This window comes from Naumannella huperziae (assembly GCF_054073625.1).
Genome location: NZ_JBSXPH010000001.1, coordinates 683,029 through 703,204, shown reverse-complemented (window position 1 = coordinate 703,204; position 20,176 = coordinate 683,029). Strand labels below are relative to the sequence as shown.

General features: G+C 72.0%; 13 protein-coding genes. 8 read left to right on the top strand and 5 right to left on the bottom strand.

The window, feature by feature from the left end; all coding sequences use genetic code 11:
* Positions 1-160: 160 nt before the first annotated feature.
* Entirely contained in the window at positions 161-1,816 is a 1,656-nt protein-coding gene (locus ACXDC7_RS03315) for a PucR family transcriptional regulator (RefSeq protein ID WP_459221176.1), read from the top strand.
* On the opposite strand, the gene ACXDC7_RS03310 is transcribed toward ACXDC7_RS03315, so the two are convergent.
* The 4 genes from ACXDC7_RS03310 to ACXDC7_RS03295 are packed head-to-tail and all read right to left on the bottom strand — an operon-like array spanning position 1,728 to position 8,036.
* Positions 1,728-3,623 carry a dipeptide/oligopeptide/nickel ABC transporter permease/ATP-binding protein gene (locus tag ACXDC7_RS03310; protein WP_459221175.1) on the bottom strand — a complete coding sequence of 632 codons (1,896 nt, stop codon included), beginning with the start codon at positions 3,621-3,623 and terminating at the stop codon, positions 1,728-1,730. The genes ACXDC7_RS03315 and ACXDC7_RS03310 overlap by 89 nt on opposite strands.
* The gene (locus tag ACXDC7_RS03305) at positions 3,620-4,639 is read right to left on the bottom strand and encodes an ABC transporter permease (RefSeq protein ID WP_179444839.1); all 1,020 of its coding nucleotides are present in this window, start codon (positions 4,637-4,639) and stop codon (positions 3,620-3,622) included. The genes ACXDC7_RS03310 and ACXDC7_RS03305 overlap by 4 nt, the downstream gene beginning before the upstream one ends.
* On the bottom strand, positions 4,636-6,042 hold the full coding sequence (locus ACXDC7_RS03300; RefSeq protein WP_459221174.1) for an aminotransferase class V-fold PLP-dependent enzyme: 1,407 nt from the start codon (positions 6,040-6,042) through the stop codon (positions 4,636-4,638). Before ACXDC7_RS03300 ends, ACXDC7_RS03305 begins: the two co-directional genes overlap by 4 nt.
* Positions 6,039-8,036, bottom strand: coding sequence for an alpha/beta hydrolase family protein (locus tag ACXDC7_RS03295; protein ID WP_459221173.1), 1,998 nt, complete (start codon positions 8,034-8,036; stop codon positions 6,039-6,041). The genes ACXDC7_RS03300 and ACXDC7_RS03295 overlap by 4 nt, the downstream gene beginning before the upstream one ends.
* A 177-nt stretch (positions 8,037-8,213) precedes the next feature.
* On the opposite strand from ACXDC7_RS03295, the gene ACXDC7_RS03290 reads away from it, so the two are divergent.
* The 6 genes from ACXDC7_RS03290 to ACXDC7_RS03265 all read left to right on the top strand — a co-directional run bounded on the left by ACXDC7_RS03290 (position 8,214) and on the right by ACXDC7_RS03265 (position 18,060).
* A complete protein-coding gene (locus ACXDC7_RS03290) occupies positions 8,214-9,788 on the top strand; it encodes an ABC transporter substrate-binding protein (RefSeq protein ID WP_459221172.1) in 1,575 nt (524 codons plus the stop codon).
* A gap of 7 nt (positions 9,789-9,795) precedes the next feature.
* The gene (locus ACXDC7_RS03285) at positions 9,796-10,542 is read left to right on the top strand and encodes an ATP-binding cassette domain-containing protein (protein ID WP_459221171.1); all 747 of its coding nucleotides are present in this window, start codon (positions 9,796-9,798) and stop codon (positions 10,540-10,542) included.
* Positions 10,539-13,544, top strand: a complete 3,006-nt coding sequence (locus ACXDC7_RS03280) for a S41 family peptidase (protein WP_459221170.1) — start codon at positions 10,539-10,541, stop codon at positions 13,542-13,544. The genes ACXDC7_RS03285 and ACXDC7_RS03280 overlap by 4 nt, the downstream gene beginning before the upstream one ends.
* Positions 13,541-15,163 (top strand): thiamine pyrophosphate-dependent enzyme, encoded by a 1,623-nt coding sequence (locus ACXDC7_RS03275; RefSeq protein ID WP_459221169.1) that lies wholly within the window; start codon positions 13,541-13,543, stop codon positions 15,161-15,163. The genes ACXDC7_RS03280 and ACXDC7_RS03275 overlap by 4 nt, the downstream gene beginning before the upstream one ends.
* A gap of 11 nt (positions 15,164-15,174) precedes the next feature.
* Positions 15,175-16,656 (top strand): serine hydrolase domain-containing protein, encoded by a 1,482-nt coding sequence (locus ACXDC7_RS03270; protein WP_459221168.1) that lies wholly within the window; start codon positions 15,175-15,177, stop codon positions 16,654-16,656.
* 108 nt (positions 16,657-16,764) lie between these two features.
* Positions 16,765-18,060: an aspartate aminotransferase family protein gene (locus tag ACXDC7_RS03265; RefSeq protein WP_459221167.1), complete on the top strand. Its 1,296-nt coding sequence runs from the start codon at positions 16,765-16,767 to the stop codon at positions 18,058-18,060.
* A gap of 16 nt (positions 18,061-18,076) precedes the next feature.
* Here ACXDC7_RS03265 and ACXDC7_RS03260 read toward each other — a convergent pair whose 3' ends face one another.
* A complete protein-coding gene (locus ACXDC7_RS03260; RefSeq protein WP_459221166.1) occupies positions 18,077-19,180 on the bottom strand; it encodes a TDT family transporter in 1,104 nt (367 codons plus the stop codon).
* An 85-nt stretch (positions 19,181-19,265) separates the two neighbouring features.
* On the opposite strand from ACXDC7_RS03260, the gene ACXDC7_RS03255 reads away from it, so the two are divergent.
* Positions 19,266-20,171 carry a LysR family transcriptional regulator gene (locus ACXDC7_RS03255; protein ID WP_459221165.1) on the top strand — a complete coding sequence of 302 codons (906 nt, stop codon included), beginning with the start codon at positions 19,266-19,268 and terminating at the stop codon, positions 20,169-20,171.
* Positions 20,172-20,176: the final 5 nt, after the last annotated feature.

The following is a 20,176-nucleotide window of genomic DNA, read 5'->3' as shown; positions in this document are numbered from 1 at the left end:
CCGGGCACAGCCTTCCTTATGCACGCCGGATCCGGGCATGGCGCGTCCCGACAACGCGGGGGCCCCGGTGATTGTGCGCCGATCCATTGCCCGGCGGGCCGTGACTGGCAGGATGGTGCGAACCCGTGCAGGGCGCGCGGATCGGACAGGACGGAACGCCATGGGCGCGGATCAGGCGGCGGTCGAGCCCGATGCCGCCGCGCCGCTGTTCAGCGCCGAGACGCTCGCCGCGGCGGCCCGGGCCCTGCACATCCGCACGCTGAGCGGCGTCTGCCGCGGCTGTTCGGGGCTGCACATCGTTGATCGCCATGACGACACAACCATCCCGCCCGGCGCCCTGGTGCTGGCCGTGGGCGTCGGACCGGACTCACCCGAGGCCGCCGCCCTGGTGGCGCGTAGCAGCGGCGTGATCTTTCGCCGGTCCGGTTACGTTGAGCCCTTCGATGCCGAGGCCTGGGTCGGGCTGGTTCCCGCCGGCACGGACTGGGGACGGCTGTACGCCGGGCTGACCGAGCGGCTCTGGACCAGCCGCGCCGGCGACCAGCGAGCACGGCTGCCCGAGGGCAATATCGGCTCGCTGTACGCGTTGGCCGATGCCCTCGCGGGGGCACTGGACGGCGCCGTCACCATCGTCGACTGGGAGGGCCGGCTCGCGGCGTACTCCAACCACGAGCTGGAAGACCTCGACGAGATCCGCTCGGCGTCGCTGCGCGGCCGGACCAGCGCCGAGCTGCCACCCGATGTCGCGGGAGTCTGGCCGCCGGCCCGGACGATCGCCGCCGACACGTTCTACTACCCCGCCGTCCCGCACCGCGACCTGCACGCGCGACTGCAGGCCAGGATCCGGCTCGGCGACCAGGTGGTCGGCTTCATCTCGGTGATCCGGCGTGACAACCGCGAGTCCGCAGCCGACCTGGAGATCGCCCAGGAGGCCGCCAGGATCGCCGGCATCCTGTTCAGCGAGGCATCGGAGATCTCGGCCTCGGCATCCGATGTCGCTGCGCTGTTGTTCGACGGCGAGATCGCGCCGTCGGTTCTCGACCGGGTCCCGGCGAGCGCCGCGCGGCCGCTGAGCGTGATCGCGTTCGGCCGACCGGACCAGCAGGACTGGGAGTCGCGGGCGGACCGGGCAGCGCGACTGCTGCGGGTGCATCTGGCGGCGAAGTCGGTGCCGTCGGTGGTGCACTCGACCGATCAGGTGCTCTACGCCTGCCTGTCGGTTCCGGCAGGTGACGACCAGGACCGGGTGTTGGAGCTTGCGCGGAGCACCGGGACGTTCCTGCGGGAGATCCTCGCCGCCGACCTGCGCGCGGGCATCGGCACGCCCGTCGCCACCTGGGCCCAGGTCCCGCGGGCCCGCTGGGAGGCAGAGCAGGCCATGCGGGTGACCCCCGCCGCGACGGGGAATCGGTTGTCGCTGACCCCGTTCGCGACCGTCGTGCACGAGGTGGTCCTGAACCAGCTCCGCGACCTTGCGCTGGGTCGCGACGCGCTGCTCGCGGGTCCGGTACGCCAACTCCGGGCCCATGACGAGGAGAACGACACCGACTACGTCGCCACCCTGCGTACCTATCTCGATGTCCAGCCGATGGGCATCCCCACGGCGGCGGGCCAGCTCTTCGTGCATCCCAACACGGTCCGCTACCGGCTGCGCCGGATCCAGGAGATCACCGGGCTGGATCTGGACGACCCGGTGCAGCGGTTGATCGCGCACCTGCAGACCTACCTCATCGCTGGGCCGCGACCGGCGCCACCCCGTCCGGGCGATCCTGCAGATGCAGCCAGCAACGCGAGGAATGATCGACCGCCAGAGTGATCAGCGGCGGCACGGTGTGGCAGGGCTCGAAGGCCTCCGGGCAGCGGTCCACGAACGGACAGCCGCCGGCTCCGGCCGCTCCCGGAGCGGTCGGAGCCGATGCCGGACTGCCCGGGATCGACGGCAGCGGCTGGTCGCGGTCCTGATCGGTACGCACCACGCTGCGCAGCAGCGCCAGCGTGTAGGGATGCGCCGGCCCGTGCTCGGCGAGCGCCGAGGCGCCGATCACCTCCATCACCGATCCCGCGTACATCACGACGATCCGGTCGACGTGGTTGGCAACCACCGCCAGATTGTGCGAGATCAGCACGAGGGAGGAGTCGCGCCGTGCCCGGGCGTCGTCGAGCACCTGCAGCACGGCGGCCTGGGTCGTCACGTCCAGGGCCGTCGTGGGCTCGTCGGCGATGATCACCTTCGGCTCGGACATCAGCGCCATCGCGATCATCACGCGCTGGCGCATTCCGCCGCTCAGTTCGTGCGGATAGCTCTGCATGACCCGCTCGGGATCGGGCAGCCGCGCCTCCGCCAGCAGTTCCCTCGCCCGCTGCTCGGCCCGGGCGCGAGAGATGCGCCGGTGCTGGATCGCGCCCTCGGTCAGTTGCGTACCGATCCGCAGCGCGGGATTCAACGCGGCCATCGGGTCCTGATAGATCATGGCGACCTTCTCGAACAGGAACCGGCCGCGGCCCGCTGCGGGCAGGCCGACCAGCGGCTGGCCGTCGAGGGCCAGCCGCTCGGCGCGCACCCCGATGCCGGGAGGCAGCAGATCGGCGATCGCGGCTGCCGTCAACGACTTGCCGCTGCTGGACTCGCCGACGATGCCGACCGCTTCGCCGGGTGCCACCTGCAGGGAGACCGATTTCACCGCGTCGAACGGTTCGGCGGCCTCGTGCACGGTCACCGTCAGGTCTGCGGCATCGACCAGCGCGCCGGGCCGGGGCGCGGCACCGGCCCCGGCGGCCTGCGGGGCGGTGGCCCGGCGCCGGCGTCGGCCGTTCCGGGTGCTGGCGCCGTGGGCGAGCGCCTCACCGAGCAGACCGAAGGTGAGGCCGGAGAGGGCGATCAGCGCAGCCGAGGACAGCGCCCAGGCCGGCGACAGGTAGAAGTACCGCACGCCCTCGGTCAGCATCGCGCCCCAGTCGAAGTCGGGCGGCTGCACGCCGAGGCCGAGGAAGCTGAGCGAGGAGACCGACAACAGCGCCACGCCGACACTCGTGCAGACGGAGGTCAGCAGCGGTTCGGCCACATTGCGGAGCACATAGTGCACCAGGATCCGCGGCCCGCTCAGCCCCAGCAGCCGAGCCGAATCCACATAGTCGCGGCCCGCGACCGACGCACCCAGGGTCAGCGCCAGCCGGGCATAGCCGGGAATCATCGCCACGCCGACGGCGACCACCGGGCCGGTGACTCCCATCCCGACGATCGTGATCACGATGACCGCGAGGAGGATGTCGGGGAAGCTCAGGGCCACATCGATCGCCCGGCCGAGCAGGCGGCGCAGCCAGCCGCGGGAGAAGGCGGCGACGATGCCGAGGCCGAGGCCGACGGCGGCACCGATGGCATTGGCGGCCAGCGCCATCAGCAGCGACAGCCGGCTCGCAGTCATCACCCGCGCGAACAGGTCGCGGCCGAGCGAGTCGGTGCCGAACCAGTGATCGGGGCTCGGTGGCAGCAGGGCGCTGCTCGGGTCCTGGGCAAGCGCCCGTTCGCCCCAGATGATCGGCCCCGTCACGGCGAGCATGATCAACAAGCAGACGCCGATGAACGCCGGCCAGCCGGCGCGGGACCGTCCCAGCCTGGAGATCATGAGTCGGTCACCACCGATCGGCGGTCGACCAGCCCCAGCACCACGTCGACGATCGCGTTGATCGTCACCACCGCAACGCCGAGCACGATGGTGATGCCCTGCACGACGGGGTAGTCCTTGACGATCACGCCCTTGACCAGGGCGCTGCCGAGGCCGGGCCAGGCGAAGACGTTCTCGACCACCACCGCTCCGCCGATCAGGCCGGCCAGCATCATCCCGCTGACGGTCAGCGAGGTGGTCAGCACGTTCGGCAGCAGGTGGCGCAGGTAGAAGGTACGCGGCACCAGCCGCTTGCCGCGGGCGGTACGCATGTAGTCCTGCGCCAACACATCGAGGGCCTCCAACCGGACAACCCTGGTGAGGAAGGCGATCGGCGCGATCGACAGCGCCGCACACGGCAACACATAGGAGACCAGGCCCTGATTGTCGCCGGACACCGGCAGGGCGCGCAGGGTGACCGCGAAGACGAAGATCAACAGGGTCGCGCTGAGGAAGGACGGGACGCTGCCCATCAGGCTGGAGGTCCACTGGAACGCACTCTCCAGCCACGGGCGCCGGTGGCCGTAGGTCAGGCTGGCGAGCCCGATCCCGGCGCCCAGGCTGATCACCAGGACGATGATCACACAGACCCCGGCGAGCGAGGCCGACGCGCCGACCCGTTGGCCGATCAACTCCCCCACCGGCTGGTTGGACACGAAGGATCGGCCGAGATCGCCCTGCAGGAGATTGGCGACGTAGGCCTGGAACTGCTCGGGCACCGGCCGGTCGAGGCCGAGGCGGGTCCGGATCTCGCGTACCGTCTCCGCCGAGGCCTCCTGACCAGCGATCCGTCGCGCGGGATCGCCGGGGATGAGTTGCACCATCGCGAAGGTGGCGATCACCAGGATCACCAGGGTCACCGCCATCGACACCAGCCGGCGCAGGACGAACATCGCCCATGCCGCGCCGGTGCCGCGCCGCGACCGACCGGGGGTGACCGGGTCCTCGGGCCCGGCCGCCGGGAGAAGCTGGGTCATCGACCGTCGCCTCCTTCGCCGTCGGGTGAGGTCTCGTCGTCGAAGCTGTAGGCGACCCCGGCGAACTCTGCCAACAGTTCGCGGACACCGTCGCGTACCGCGGTGATCGCGGCGGCACCGAAGGCGCCCAGGAGCAGGTCGGCGATGCGGTCCATCTCGGCCTCCGCCATGCCGCGCCGCGTCGCCTCCTGCACCGACAGCCGCATCCCGGTCGCGGACTGCGGTGTCTGGCCGGGCAGTCCGGAGCGGTGCACCAGCAGGCCGGAACGTCGCGCCCGCTCGGCCGCAGCCCCGGTCTGATCGGTGCTCGGCAGGTGCGGGAACAACTGATGTGTCTGCGTGAAGCGGCGTTCGGCGCCGAAGACCCCGATGCCGCGCTCGCCCAGCCCGGCCGCGAGCCGCCGGGCATTGGCCACGCACTGCGCGGCATAGCCGGCGCCGAACTCGACCATCTCGGCCAGGCTGACCGCGGCGGCGGCGAATCGGGCGGGGTCGCGGGTCTGCAGCAGGGAGGGGTGCACGACGGCGCTGAGCTCGGCGTGCAGTCCGGGCTGCTCGGTCAGCACCAACCCGCCGACCGGGCCGCCCATCATCTTGTGGGTGCCCGTGGTGATCAGGTCCGCACCCTGGGCGAACGGGTCGGGGTGCTCGCCGAAGGCGATCAGCGGCCCGACATGGGCGGCGTCGAGCTGGACGAGGGCGCCGACGCGGTGCGCGGCCTCGGCCAGCGGGGTCAGATCGACCGGGAACAGCGACTTCCCGCCGCCGACGATGATCAACCTGGGCCGGGTACGCTCGATCGCCGCAACCGCGCGTTCGGTGTCGATGCCGAACCAGTCGTCGGCCGGAAGATCGTGCACGACGAGCCCGAGCCGGCCGGCGATGCCGAAGGCCTGGTAGCTCATGTTGCCGCCCGAGGACATGGCATGCACCATGATCGCGTCGCCGGGCCGGGTCAGCGCGACCAGCACGGACTCGTTGGCCATGCTGGTGGTCAGCGGGCGTACCTCGGCGAATCCGGCCCGGAACAGCCGCTTGGCCAGGTGCGCGAGGGTGGCCTCCAGTTCGTCCACGCCGGCATTGATCGGGCCGGGTGGGAAGAACCGCGCACCCGGCAGCCCCTCCGCGACCCGGGTCGACAGATCGGACCCGAGCAGGCTGCGCGACATCGCGCTGGAGGTGTTGTCGGAGGCCAACAGGCTGAGCGTGTTCGCCCGCCGCTCGCCCGCGGTCGAGGTCAGCAGCGCCGCGACGCCCGCGGCGATCTCCCGCCCGTCGCGCCCGGCGTGGCCCGCGTCGATGTCGGCAACAAACCGTTCGTGGGCCAGCCGCGCGGCCCGATCGGGGCGGACATCCGAACCCGGCCGATCGACGCCACCACCCACCACGTGCCGCTCGCTCATCCCGGCACGACCCCGGTCGCGGCCACGTCGGCCGCCGCGGAGAGGCGCACCCGGGCAGGCGCGGCCCCGCGCGGGCGCAGGTGGCGCTGCAGCCAGTCCAGGATGATCTCGAACCGCCGCGTCCGCAGGTCGGGGCGGCCGGCACGCGAGAGCGCGTGATTGCCGTCGCGGAAGATCACCAGCTCGCTCGGTACGCCGCGCATCCGAAGCGCGGTGAAGAACTCCTGGGCCTGCCCGACGGGGCAGCGCAGGTCGCCGCCCGAATGCACGATCAGCGTCGGGGTCGCGACCTGATCGGCATTGCGCAGCGGTGACCGGTCCCAGTAGGAGTCGTGGTCCTGCAGATGCGTCGCGCCGAAGTAGCGGACCCGGTGCAACGGGATGTCGGTGGTCCCGCTCATCGACACCAGGTTGCTGACCCCGCGCTCCATCACCGCGGCCGCGAAGCGCCGGGTACGACCGATCGCCCAGGCGGTGAGGTAGCCGCCGTAGGAGCCGCCGAGGATCGCGACCCGATCCGGGTCGATCCAATCGTGCCGGGCGGTGGCCGACTCGACGATCGCCAGCAGGTCGGCCAGATCGGCATCGCCCCAGCCCCGTCCGGCCGGGTCGACCCGTGGGTGGGCGATCGCGCGGGCCCAGGCTGCGCCGTAGCCCGACGAGCCGCGCGGGTTGCCGAAGGCGACGCCGTAGCCGGCGCGGGCGAGTACCTGGAACTCGTCGAAGAAGCGGTGACCGTACTGGTCGTGCGGGCCACCGTGGACGCACAGCAGCAACGGCACCGGCCGCTGCCGCGAGGCGCCGTCGGGCCGGATGATCCACGCCGGCACGTCGACGCCGTCCTCGACCGTGACCGGAAGCGGGACGGGCGCGGCCAGTCGACGGCTGCGGTGCAGTTCGGCATGCAGGTCACTGACCCGGTCCCACTCCTCACCGGCCCGGCGCGCCAGCACCTCGGCCGGTGCGGTCGGCGTGGACGAGACGATCGTCTCGCCCCAGTCCGACCAGTCGAGGGCGGTGACCTCCTCCGGCTCCCGGCGCAGCGGCTCGACGCGGCGTCGACCCGCGCCGGTTTCGTCGTGGACCCGCAGCGGCACCCAGGACCCGGCGAGTTCGATCACGAACCCGATGGCATCACCATGCACCGTCAGCGGCGCCCGGACGATGGTGCCGTCGACCCCGAGCGACACCGGCGCCACGACACCCGTGCCGGTGTCGACCTCCACCAGCTCGTGCGGCCCGGGCCCGTCGGCGACCGGGCGCGTCCGGGCCGCGAACAGGGTCCGTGCGGTCCAGCCGACGGCGGCGTACTCCCCGTCATCGGTGGTCAGCTCGTGCGGCGGCGCGTCGTCCGGTAGCAGCCAGATCGCCGTCCGCCCGGTCAGATCGGTGTCGCCGACAGGTGTCACGACGGCCGCCAGGCCCCGCGCGTCGGGCGCCCAGCAGCAGGCCAGCACGTCGGCCACCGGCAGCGGGCGCTCGGTCAGCGCGCCGGTCACCAGGTCGACGACGACCAGGCGGTGCGGGTTGTTCTGGCGCCAACCGATCCCCTCCGCGCGGTCGTCCAGCCGGCGCGCGATCACCGGGTCCTCCGCGACACCGGCGTACCGGGCAACGAGCGCGACGGCGCTCCCGTCCAGCGACCAGGCCGCCTGGCGCACCTCGTACGGCAGCCCGACCCGGCCGGTCTCGGCGAGCGTCGGGCCGAACCGGACGAGCGCGGTCCCGGTCCCATCGCGCAGCACCAGCACCGGGCCCGCCGAACCGGCCGGCCAGTGCAGACCGCTGACCTCGGCCTCCCCGAGCTCGACGCTGTGCGGGCCGTCGTCGTCGACGGTGTGCAGCACGAAGCGATAGCGATCCTCGTCCGCGCGGCGGGCGACGTGGGCGACGCCGTAGCTGCCGGCGCGGGCGGCCAGGTGGGGCACGATCGCGAGCAGGCGTACGTCCTCGGGGTCGAGTCCCACCGGCGTGCTGTCGGGATGGTTCGGCAAGAGACGTCCTCTCGGCGTGGAAGACCAGACGCTAGTCCGGCCGCGGTGCCCGGCTGATGTTGCCGCCCGACAAACTTGGGGTGGTTGTTGTTGGTCGGACGACACATCGGTCACCGAGCGGCCGCGCTCTAGGGTCGGCGTCCAAAGCTCCCCATCGGCGAGTGACTGGAGACGATCATGAAGCGTAGCCATCTGGCGGCGGGCGCCGTTGCGCTGTGCCTGGGCCTGTCCGCGTGCGGCGGGTCCGGCGGTGACACGCCGGCCGGTCCCGACTCGGCCGCTGGTCCGATGGTCGTCGACCTGATCTCGGATCCGGCCACGCTCGACCCTGCCAAAGCTCTCTACACCAACGAGTTCCAACTGATCCAGGCGTTCTACGACCGGCTGCTGACCGCCGATGAGGCCGGCACGATCCAGGGCTACCTCGCCTCGGAGTGGGAGGCGACGCCGACCAAGGCGACCGTGACGGTCGCCAAGGAGCCGATCTGTGACGACGGTCAGCCCCTGACCGTCGAGGGCATGGCGAAATCCCTGCAGCGGTCCAACGAAGAACGCCCGACCATGTTCGGCCGGTCCAAGGCGAAGATCACCGCCGACGCCGCGGCCCGGACGATCACGATCGAGGTCACCGAGGCCAATCCCGACCTGTTGAAGGCGCTGGCCATCCCGAGCGCGTCGCTGGTCTGCCCGGCCGGTCTGGCCAACCCGGACCAGTTGGCCACGCAGCCGGTCGGCAGCGGCCCGTTCGTGCTGGCCAACGCGGTCAAGGGCAGCCACTACAACGTCACCGCGCGGCCCGAGTATTCATGGGCGCCCGATGCCCTTGCGGACCGGACCGGATCACCGCAGGCGATCAACTACCAGGTGGTGTCGGACGGCGCCACCCGCGCGAACCGGATCGTCGCCGGCGAGACCAACGTGATCATGTCCGACGGGCCGAGCGTGACCCGGCTGCAGGCGGATCCGAACCTCACCGCCAAACAGGCCCTGGCGCAGGGGTCGGAGGGTCTGATGTTCAACCATCTGAAGGATCTGCCGACGGCCGATCCGGCGGTGCGGCGTGCAATCGCGATGGTGATCAACCGGGCCGACTACATCCAGGCGCTCTATTCCGGGCAGGCGGAGGAGGCCACCACGCTGATCACGGCGAACATGGGTTGTCAGAGCAGCAACGGCGGTCTGCTGCCCGCCTACGACGAGGCGGCGGCCCGGCAGGTCCTGCAGGACGCCGGCTACACGCAGACTCCCGACGGCACGTTCGCCAAGGGCGGCAAGGCGCTGACGGTGCGGATCCTGTCCACCGAATCCGACAAGACCGCCGCGGAGTACCTGCAGGCACAGTTCGCCAAGATCGGGATTGCCAGCACGATCAGCGCGCAGGCATCGGCCGCATGGCAGGATCAGCTCTACAACCAACTCGGTAGCTGGGACGTGGCGATCATGGGATTCTCCACCCTGATGGGTACGCCGGCCTCGCAGATCGGCAAGTACTTCAGCGGCTCGCATGAGGACGGCAATGTCGGTTCGATCGAGAATGCCGAGTTCGAGGCCAAGCGCACCGCGGCGTTCAATGCCTCGACCGAGGACAGTTGCGCAGCCTGGGTGGCCGCCGAGGCAGAGCTGCTGAAGGAGGTCGATGTGCTGCCGTTGGAGACGCCGTTGACCTACTGGTTCGGCAGGGGCGCGACCTTCAACTACCAGGGCTCCGGCGGCACGATCGATCCGCTGTCGCTGCGGCTCGGCGATCAGTGACCCGCACGTGGACGCCGCACTGATCGTCGACTCGGTGACGATCACCTACCCGCGCACCACCGCCCCGGTCGTGCAGGACATCTCGTTCAGCACGCCGCGGGGGGCGAGCTTCGGGCTGGTCGGCGAGTCCGGATCCGGCAAGACCACCCTCGCGCGAGCGGTCGTCGGGTTGCTGCGGCCGACCTCGGGACAGATCCGGTTCCCGGGAGCAGAACGCGGCCGCCGACCGGTGCAGATGGTCTTCCAGGACCCCGGCAGCTCGCTAAATCCGCGGCTGACGGTCGGGGAATCCATTGCCGAGGTGTTGCGCACGACGCCGCATCGCCGTCGCGACCTGGTATCCCGGATCGCTGACCAACTGATCATGGTCGGGCTCGACCCGGCGCATGCGAACCGGTTCCCGCGGCAGTTGTCCGGCGGGCAGCGGCAGCGGGTGGCGATCACCCGCGCGCTGGCCGCGCAACCGAAGGTGCTGGTGCTGGACGAGGTGGTCTCGGCGCTCGATGTGTCCGTGCAGGCCCAGGTGTTGAATCTGCTCAAACGCCTCCAGGCCGAGCAGCAGCTGACCTATCTGTTCATCACCCACGACCTCGCCGTGGTGCGCTACATGTGCGATGAGGTGATGGTGATGAACCGGGGCCGAGTGGTGGAATCCCTGGCCGCGACGACGATCTTCTCCCGGGCCGAGGACTCCTACACCCGGGAGTTGATCTCCGCGATCCCCGAGCTGCGGATCGGGCGGGCCGGAGCATGAGCGCCGGGATCCCCCGCAACCCGCACCTGCTCGGGTCGCGCGTCGTCTTCGCCGCCGGAGGGCACATCTGGTGCCACGAGCTCGGCGGTGCCACCCACCGGGTCAGCGACGGGGTCGACGGCGAGGCGGATCTGCCCCAGCTCTCCCCCGACGGCACGAAGGTGGCGTACTCGGTCAGCCAACACGGTTCCAGCGAGGTATGGGTCTCCCCCGTCGACGGCGGCCGCGCGCGTCGGCTGACCTTCCTCGGACGGCTGGCACATGTGCGCGGGTGGAGCCCACAGGGCCGGATCCGGTTTGCCACCGACCACTGGGGCCTGCCCCGCCCGGACGGCCTGGCCCGGCCCTGGTGGACCCAGATCGCCGAAGTCGGGCCGGCCGGTGGTGAACCGGTCAGGCTCACCGAGCAGCGCGCCTACGACTACTGCGAGTCCGATGCGGGCGTGCTCCTCGGCCGCAACACCTTCTACACCGCGACCGACTGGCTGGGCTACCGCGGCGGCCTGCGAGGTCGGGTCTGGTCGGGCGAGGCGGGCGGGCCGTTCCGCGAGCTCGACCCGCTCGGCGCGCGCATGTGGTCACCGGTCTGGGCCGGATCGCGGATCGCGTTCGTCAGCGACGCCGACGGCAACGCCGCCGTCCACTCCGTCACCCGGGACGGAACCGACCTGCGCCGGCACTTCGACGGGCCGCACCCGGTGCGCTCGGTGACCTGCGACGGCGACCGGGCGGTGGCCGCCGCCGGCGCCGCCTTGTGGTGCTTCGACCTGACCGCCGGCGAACCCGCCGAGCTGCCCATCGACACGACCGCGCCCGTCCGCCGGCGCAGCCCGATCCGCGCGAGCGACATCCGCACCTTCACTGCCAACCCGGCCGGCGACACGCTCGCGCTGACCGCGCGCGGGCACGTCTTCACGGTTCATCTCCCGACCTCGGAGGCCAGCGAGTTGCCCGTCGATGCGGGTGAACAGGTTCGAGCAGCGCACTGGATCGACGACAGGTTCCTGCTGCTGCAGATCTCTGCCCGCGGCGCCGGCCCCGACCTGCTGCGGCGGGTCGACAGCAACGGCGGCAGCGGTGGGCTCGTCGATGTCGACGCCGATCTCGGACAGATCGAGCGGCTGGAGGTCAGTCCGGACCAACGCCGAGTGGTCATCGCCAACCACCGCCTGGAGTTGTTGATCATCGATCTGGACTCCGGCCGGGTGACCGAGGTCGATGTCAGCGAGCTGAATCCCGACGACGGGCACCGGGACCTCAGTTGGCACCCGGACGGCACCCATCTGGCGTACAGCCGTCCGACCTCGGTGACCAACCGCAAGATCGTGCTGTACGCCCTGGACTCCGGCCAGCACGAGGACCTCACCCCCGGCGAGTTCCACGACTTCGCGCCGCAGTTCTCCCGCGACGGCGAATCGCTGTTCTTCCTGTCCCGGCGCAGCTTCGACCCGCGACGCGACGAGGTGCTGCACAGCGGCCTCGCGGTGCTGCACTCGAGCATCGCGCTGTGCTGCAATCTGGCGACCCGCGCGGTCCGGCAGACGACCGCGCCGAGCGGGCCCTACACCGGCCTGCGCCGGATCGGGCGGCAGGTGCTCGCGATCTCGGCACACTCGGCCGGCGTGCTCGGCTCGCGCAGCGAACCGCCGCCGCGCGACCTGATCGCGATCGATCACGCCCCGCACACTCCCTGGTCGCTGCCCAAGGCGGCCGCGCACATCCGGCCGCTGGGCGACGGCGACCGTGGAATCCTGCGCCGCGGCTCCGCCATCGTGGCCTTCGAGCTCGGCACCGCGGCCGAGTTCGAGACGATCCTGGACCTGGACGTGGTCCGTGGGGAGGTGGATCTGCGCCAGGAGCGGCTGGCCGAGATCGACCGGGTCGCCAACGACGTGCGGCGGTTCTTCTGGCGCGGTGCGCCGGCCGAACCCGCGTGGTCGGAGCAGGTACGCCGGCACGCCGAGCTGATGGAGCACGCGGTGACCGACAGCGAGTCGCGGCTGGTGCTGCGCGAACTGCTGGCCTGTACCTCGACCTCTCATGCCGACATCCGCCCGGTGCCCGTCCCGCCGGGCACCGCCGAGGTCGCCTCGCTCGGGATCGACGTGGTCCCCCGCGCCGACGGCGCCCTGGAGATCACCCGGATCCTGACCGGTGACGAGTGGTCCCCGACGCTGACCTCGCCGCTGGCCGCGCGGGAGCTCGACGTCCGCGAAGGCGATCTGATCATCGCCGTCAACGGCGTGCGCACCCATCCCGACGTCAGCCTCGGTCAGCTACTGGCGACCGACCCGGCCCGGGCCCAACTGGTGCTGTCTCGGCACGGTGTGCGCCGCGACCTAGAGGTGACCCCGCTGCGCTCGGAGCAGTGGCTGCGGGAGCGGCAGTGGGTCGAGGAGAACCGGGCCTACGTCCACGAGATCACCGGCGGCCGGGTGGGCTACATCAAGCTGCCGGACACCAGTGCCCGCGGGTACGCCGAGTTCCAGCGGTACTGGCCGACGGAGCGAACCCGGGACGGGCTGATCGTCGACCTGCGCTTCAACGGCGGCGGCGGCATCGGGCACCTGCTGCTCGACCTGTTGGCCCGCGAACCGCTGGGGCATTTCCGCTACCGCTGGGGACGCGAGGTCGATTTCCCCTTCGACGGCACGAACGGGCCGATCGTGCTGCTGGTCAACGAGTTGACCAAGTCCAACGCCGAGATCACCACCCACCTGTTCATGTCGCGACGCCTCGGCACGGTCGTCGGGGCGCGTACCTGGGGCGGGGTCGTCGGCATCCGGGCACGCGAGCCGCTGCACGACGGCAGCCTGGTCTGGGTGCCGGAGGAGGCGCTGGTCTCGCTTACCGAATCCACCGGGATCGAGGGTCGCGGGGTGTTGCCCGACCTCGATGTCGATACCGCCGCGCCCGGAGACGAACCCGGCGCGGACCGGCAACTCGCCGAGGCGATCCGGGTGGTCACCGACCGACTCGACAGCCAGGAGCGCCGATCATGATCGCTGCCACCGCACCCACCATCGCCGGCCACGCCGGTCGGGTCGCCGCCCGGCGGCTCGCCGCCGAAGGGGTGACCCGCGTCTTCTGCGTACCCGGGGAGAGCTACCTGCCGGTGCTGGACGGCCTGCACGACGAGCCCGGCATCGAGGTGGTCTCGGCCCGGCACGAGGGCGGGGCGGCGATGATGGCCGTCGCGCACGCCAAGCTCACCGGCACGCCCGGGGTGTGCCTGGTCACCCGGGGCCCGGGTGCCACCAATGCCAGCATCGGCGTACACATCGCCGCCCAGGACGCGGTTCCACTGGTCCTGTTGATCGGTCAGGTGGGTACGCGCGAGCTCGACCGGGAGGCCTTCCAGGAAGTTGATCACCGCACGGTCTTCGGCTCGCTCGGCAGGGCCGCGTGGCAGGTCGAGGATCCGGCCCGGCTGGACGAGTACCTGTGCCGGGCACTGACCGTGGCGTGCGGCGACGAACCCGGGCCGGTTTGTCTGGCGTTGCCGCAGGACGTGTTGTTCGCCTCGGTGGAGGCGCCGGCGCCGCGGGCGACGACCGAGCGCTGGGCGCCGGACGTGGCGGGCGGGGCACTCGAGCGGGTGACGGACCTGCTGGCGCGGAGCCGGCGACCGGTGATCATCGTCGGAGGTAGCGCCTGGGACGACGATGCCCGGCGCGGCGTGGTCGGCTGGGCCGAGCGGACCGGGGTCCCGCTGGTCACCTCCTTCCGGCACCAGGACCTCATCGATCACACCTCACCGGCGTTCGCGGGCACACTCGGCTCGGGCGCCTGGCCGGGGCTGGGCGATGCCGTCCGCAGCGCCGACCTGGTGTGCTTCATCGGTACCCGACCCGACGCCGGCAGCACCGGCGGTGAGACTCTGCTGCGCCCGGACCCCGGTCAGCGCACCGTCCATGTCCACCCGTCGGCCGGTGTGCTGGCCCGGCACCACCGCGCCGACGTCACCGTGCAGTGTGCCGGCGACCGATTCGCGGCGGCCCTCGCCGGCCGCGAGCTGGCCGCCGATCACCGGGCGTGGGGTGCGCATCTGCGTGCGGGCTATCTGGCCGGGCTGGACGAGCATCTGTGGTGGGACCGGGTGAGTGCCCGGGACCTGATCCGAACACTCAGCGACGAGTTACCCGACGATGCGATCATCAGTTGCGGGGCGGGCGACTACACCCAGGCGCTGCACTGCTACTACAGCTTTCGCAGCTACCCCTCGCTGCTCGCGACCCAGTCCGGGTCGATGGGATTCGGACTGCCGGCCGCCATCGCCGCCCAGCTCGCCGCGCCGGGCCGGCTCGCGGTCGCGATCGCCGGCGACGGCTGCTTCCAGATGACCGCCCAGGAGCTCGCCACCGCGGCGCAGCACCGCCTGTCGATCATCGTGGTGGTGATCAACAACGAGCGGTTCGGCACGATCCGCCGACACCAGGACGACCATTTCCCCGGCCGGGTGATCGCGACCTCGTTGGAGAATCCCGACTTCGTCAGCCTCGCCCTCGCGCACGGCGGCTGGGGCGCGACCGTCGGCTCTCCCGACGAGTTCCGGGGCGCGCTGCGCGAGGCGATGACCCGCGACGGACTGTGCCTGATCGAGCTGCGCACCACCTCGTGAGCGGCGGCCCGATGGCGGGGTCGGCGACCGTGCTCGCCGAACAGGTTCTGGACGAGCACGGCGTCGACGAGCACGGTCCGGGCGCGGTCGTGGGCGGCTATGTCCACGGCGAACTGATCGGCGCCGCGGCGCGCGGACTGGCGAGCGTCGAGCTCGGTGTGCCCCTCGACGAGAACTCGGTCTTCGACATCGCGTCGGTGTCCAAGCAGTTCACCGTCGCCACCCTCCTCCGGCTCGGCGCCGACCTGCGCACCCCGGTTGCCGCTGCCCTCGGCGCGACCGGTCTGGACCCCGGACTCACCCTGGGGCGCTGCGCGACGCACCGCGCCGGCATCGCGGACTATCTCGACGTGCTGACCGCCGCCGGACGAGGACGGGCCGAGACCGCCGAGATGGATGCGGCCGTGGAGCTGGCGCTGGCGCTGGCCGGCGTCGCCGTGCCCGGCGGTCAACCGCACTACAGCAACAGCGGCTATCTGCTCCTCGCCGCCGCGGCCGAGCGGCTCGGCGGTGATCGATTGGCCGCGCTGCTGCAGGAGTTGATCTTCGACCCGTTGGGCATGTCGCACTCGGCGTTGCGGGACCGGCCCGGGGCGGTGATCACGAACCTCGTCAGCTCCTACGCCGGGACCGGTGGCGGCGAGCTGGTCCGCCGTGATCAGGACCAGGCCGTTGTCGGCGACGGCGCGATCACCACCACGCTCGCCGACCTCGGGCGTTGGTTGTCCTTCCTGGACGGCGGGATCGGTCTCGGTGGCGGACTGCGCGACGTGTTGGTCCGGCGTGACCGCACCGACGGCCGGGCGCTCAGCACCGGGGCCGGGATCTGGCATCTGGACGACCTGGGCGACGAGGTGATCGGGCACAGCGGCAGCGCGTACGGGTTCCGGTCGTTCCTGGTGCTCGATCGGCGCAGCGGGGTCGGGGTGGCCGTGCTGGCCAATCGCGCGGACATCGCCGCGGACGCCATCGCCGGCCGGCTGCTGCTCGGGCTGACCGGTGGCCGACCCCCTGCCCGGCCAGCCCCGAGGGACCCGGCCGCCCGAGCGGTGTCGGGGACCTGGCAGTCCGCCGACGGCGTCGTCGTCACCGTTGGCCAGTCCGGTCTGGAGGTTGACGGCCACGCGCGGGCGGCGCGGCCGGTGACCCAGGGAGTGGCCGCGGCGGACGGCGCCCTGCTCGGGGTGTTCGCCGAACGGGGCGAGGTGTCGCTGCGCAACCACCTCGGCGCGCGGATCCCGCTCGCGCCGGCCGGTGACCGTCGGCTGAACCCGCCACGGCATCGACAGTGGCGAGCGCCCGGCTGGGGGGTCGACATCGTCCTGACAGCCGAGGGGACCGACCTGGTCGCCACCGTGGGCCGGCGTACCCACCGATTCGCGCAGCGCGCACCCGGCTCGTGGGTCGCCGACGGCCTGCGGATCAGTGCCGACGGCAGTGCGCTCCGGCTGTCGGTCGACCCCGGCCCGGGCACAACGCTGGTCCCCGGGTGATCACCGCGACGTGATCACCGCGACTGGCATCCCCCGACAGCGACGGGGCGCGACCTTTGTCATCGCGCGACGGTGCCGGCCACGATCCCGGTGCAGTGTGCTTGGCAGGTGAGCATTCGCCCCGAGATCGCAACCCCGGGCATCCGCCTGCTGACCGACGTGCCCGGCCCCGCCAGCGTCGCGGTGATGCAGGAACGAGGAGAGGTCGTCCCGCCGGGATACCCGACGGCGACGTCGGTGCTCGCGCGGACCTGGCGCGACGGCTACCTGGTCGACATCGACGGGAACCGGCTCGTCGACCTGACCTCCGGGATCGGCGTCTCGGCATTCGGGGGTACGCATCCGGTGATCGCCCGCGCCGTGCAACGACAGGCCGACAAGCTGCTGCACACGGCCTTCTCCCATGTCGCCCACCGCGGCTACGTCGATGTCTGCCGCGAGCTGAACGCGCTGCCCGCCGGTGCCGGAGCGTACCGCTCGGTGCTGTTCACGACCGGCGCCGAGGCGGTGGAGAACGCGGTCAAGATCGCCCGCGCGGCCACGGGACGACCGGGCATCGCGGTGCTGGGCGCCTCCTACCACGGCCGGACGTTGCTGACCCTGTCGATGACCGCCAAACAGGTCCCGTACAAGGACGGTTTCGGGCCGTTCCTTCCCGACGTTCAACGGCTACCGATGCCAACCGTCGCCGCGGACTTCGGCGGCTACCTGGACCGGCACCTGCGCGAACCGGAGTCGATCGGCTGCTTGGTCGTCGAGCCGATCCAGGGCGAGGGCGGCGTGGTCGTGCCGCCGCGCGGATTCCTGCGGGCGCTGGCAGAGCAGGCGGCCCGGCACGGGATCGTGGTGATCGCCGACGAGATCCAGACCGGCCTCGGCCGGACCGGGACGGTGTTCGCCCACGAGCAGGAGGGGTTCGAACCGGACCTGATCACCGTCGGCAAGGCGCTCGGCGCCGGGCTGCCCCTGTCGGCGGTGGTCGGGCGTACCGAGTTGATGGACCGGGTGCCGGTCGGCGGCTTCGGCGGCACCTTTGCCGGGAATCCGTTGTCCTGCGCGGCCGCGCTGGCCAGCCTTCGGCTGATGCGCGAGCTGGACCTGCCGGCGCGGGCGCGCGCGATCGGCGACGTGTTCCGGAGCCGCCTCGGTCCGGTGGCCGCGCGGCGGCCGAAGGAGGTCGCGCTGCGCGGCCGCGGTGCGTTGTGGGGGTTGGTCTTCCACGATCCGGTCTCCGGCGAGCCGGACCGGGCCCGGGCGGTGCGGGTCGGGCGGGACTGCCTGGCGGCCGGCGTGCTGGTGCTGGTCGGTGGCCTGGACGGAAACGTGGTGCGGATGCTGCCACCGCTGGTCTCGCCGCCGTCGGTGATCCACGAGGGCCTGGCAATCCTGGCCGACGTGGCGTAGCAGGGCGGTCGCACGTTCAGCGCAACAGGGCGCCGGTGGCCACACCGTGTGCGGTGCGGATCGCGGCCTGGGCCCAGCCGATGATCAGCCCGACGAAGTACGCCACGGCGAGCGCGGCGAAGACGACCAGCCCGGTCTCGGCGTACAGCACGCTGAGGCCGGTGACGCAGGTGCCGACCGGGAAGGTGAAGGACCACCAGGTCAGCGTGAACGGCAATCCGGCGCGCGCCGTGCGGAACGTGATCATCAGCGCGACCGCGGTCCAGAGCAGCGCGAAACCTAGGGTGATCACGCCGTAGGCGACGCCCACCCCGGCGAACACCTCGGCGAGGGGTGCGGGCACGGCCCCGCCGGCCGCCCGGCCGAGGGTGCCGGCGGCGGTGATCGACTGGCCGAGCGGGCCGAGCACGATCCACAGCGTCGGGACCATCGCGGTGGGCCCGACTCCGTTGTGCAGCAGGGATCCCCAGACCTGGGTGATGATCACGATCGACGCGATCAGGCTGAGACCGAACATCGCCCACGCGGCGTAGAAGAGCGTCGCCCGAGCGTCGCCGGCCGGCAGGTGCGGCAGCAACAGGCCGGCTCCGGTCGCGGAGACCATCGGCGGCACGACCGGCATCAGCCAGCCGGCGAACGGCACCCGCTCGGCGTTCGGTGCGGTGAATGCCAGGCACGGCACGGCGACCGCGCTGATCAACCCGGCGATGGTGCCGAGCATCCACAGCACCGCCGAGATCGCCACCGCCGGACCGATCCCGATCAGCGCGGGACCGAGCAGCAGCGTGCCGATGCCGACCGCGAGCAGCGCCATCGGCGGCGCACCGTAGAAGTGCGCGAGTACCGGATGCCGGTGGTGGCCGCGCGCGCGTTCGGGGTGGTACGCCCAATGCCCCGCCGTAGCCATGATCAACAACACCAGCACGGCCGCCGCCAGCAGCCAGAAGCCCGTCGCCACGGCCCGCTGCCCGGGCAGTTGCACCGGGAGGCCAGCGGCCGCGCTGCCGACGATGGCCGTGCCCATCACCGCGGCGAACCAGTTCGGGCCGATATTGGCCAGGCGGGGCGCGAGGCCGACCAGGGGCAACGGCTCGGGGCGGGCGTCCAGTCGGCGGTGCATGGCATCAGCCTCGTCGCGGCGGCGTACCCGTGGAAGCGGCAGCTCCTTGGCTCGCCACAAGCGATGCTTGTGAGATGCTCGGGCGGTGTCGCTGACCGACCGGGTGCCTGACCTGACCACGCTGGAGCTGCTGGAGGCGATCGCCGAGCGCGGCAGCATCGGCGGCGCCGCGTCCGCCGTGGGCGTGTCCCAACAGGCGGTCTCGCAGCGGCTGCGCGCCGCCGAGCGCCTGGTCGGTGCCGAGCTGGTGTCGCGCGGGCGTACCGGCTCGCGGCTGACCGCGCAGGGCGAGTTGCTGCTCGAGTGGTCGCGGCCGATCCTCGACGGCGCGCGCCGGCTGCGGGCCAGCCTCGCCACGCTGGCCGATTCCGGAGCCGGGCCGCTGCGGGTCGCGGCCAGCCAGACCATCTCGGAGTATCTGCTGCCCGGCTGGTTGCATCGGTACGCCCGGACGGGTGGCGGGCCGGTGGCGCTCGGCTCGGGCAACAGCGAGCAGGTGCTCGCGCGGTTGCGCGCCGGGGAAGCAGACCTGGGCCTGGTGGAGACGCCCGACCTGCCCGACGGGTTGGCGCGCCGGGCACTCGGCGAGGACCGGCTGGTCGTGGTCGTCGGGTCGGAGCACCCGTGGGCCGAGCGGCGGGATCCGGTCACCGCGGCCGAGCTGGCGGCGACCCCGATGATCCTGCGGGAGGCCGGGTCGGGCACCCGCGACACGTTGACCAGGTCGCTGGCGGAGCAGGGGTTGCGGCCCGCGCCGCCCGCGGCCGAGCTGGCGACGGGGAGCGCGATCCGCGCGGCGGTCCGGTCGGGGTTGGCGCCGTCGGTGCTCAGCGAGCTCGCCGTCGCCGACGATCTCGCCGAGGGTTCGCTGTTGCGCGTACCGGCCATCGGCCTGGACCTGACCCGCCCGCTGACCGCCGTCTGGGTCGGCCGGCTGCACCCGGATGCGGAAGCGCTTCTCGCGACGACCGACGTCCGCGCGCAGGACTAGGCTTC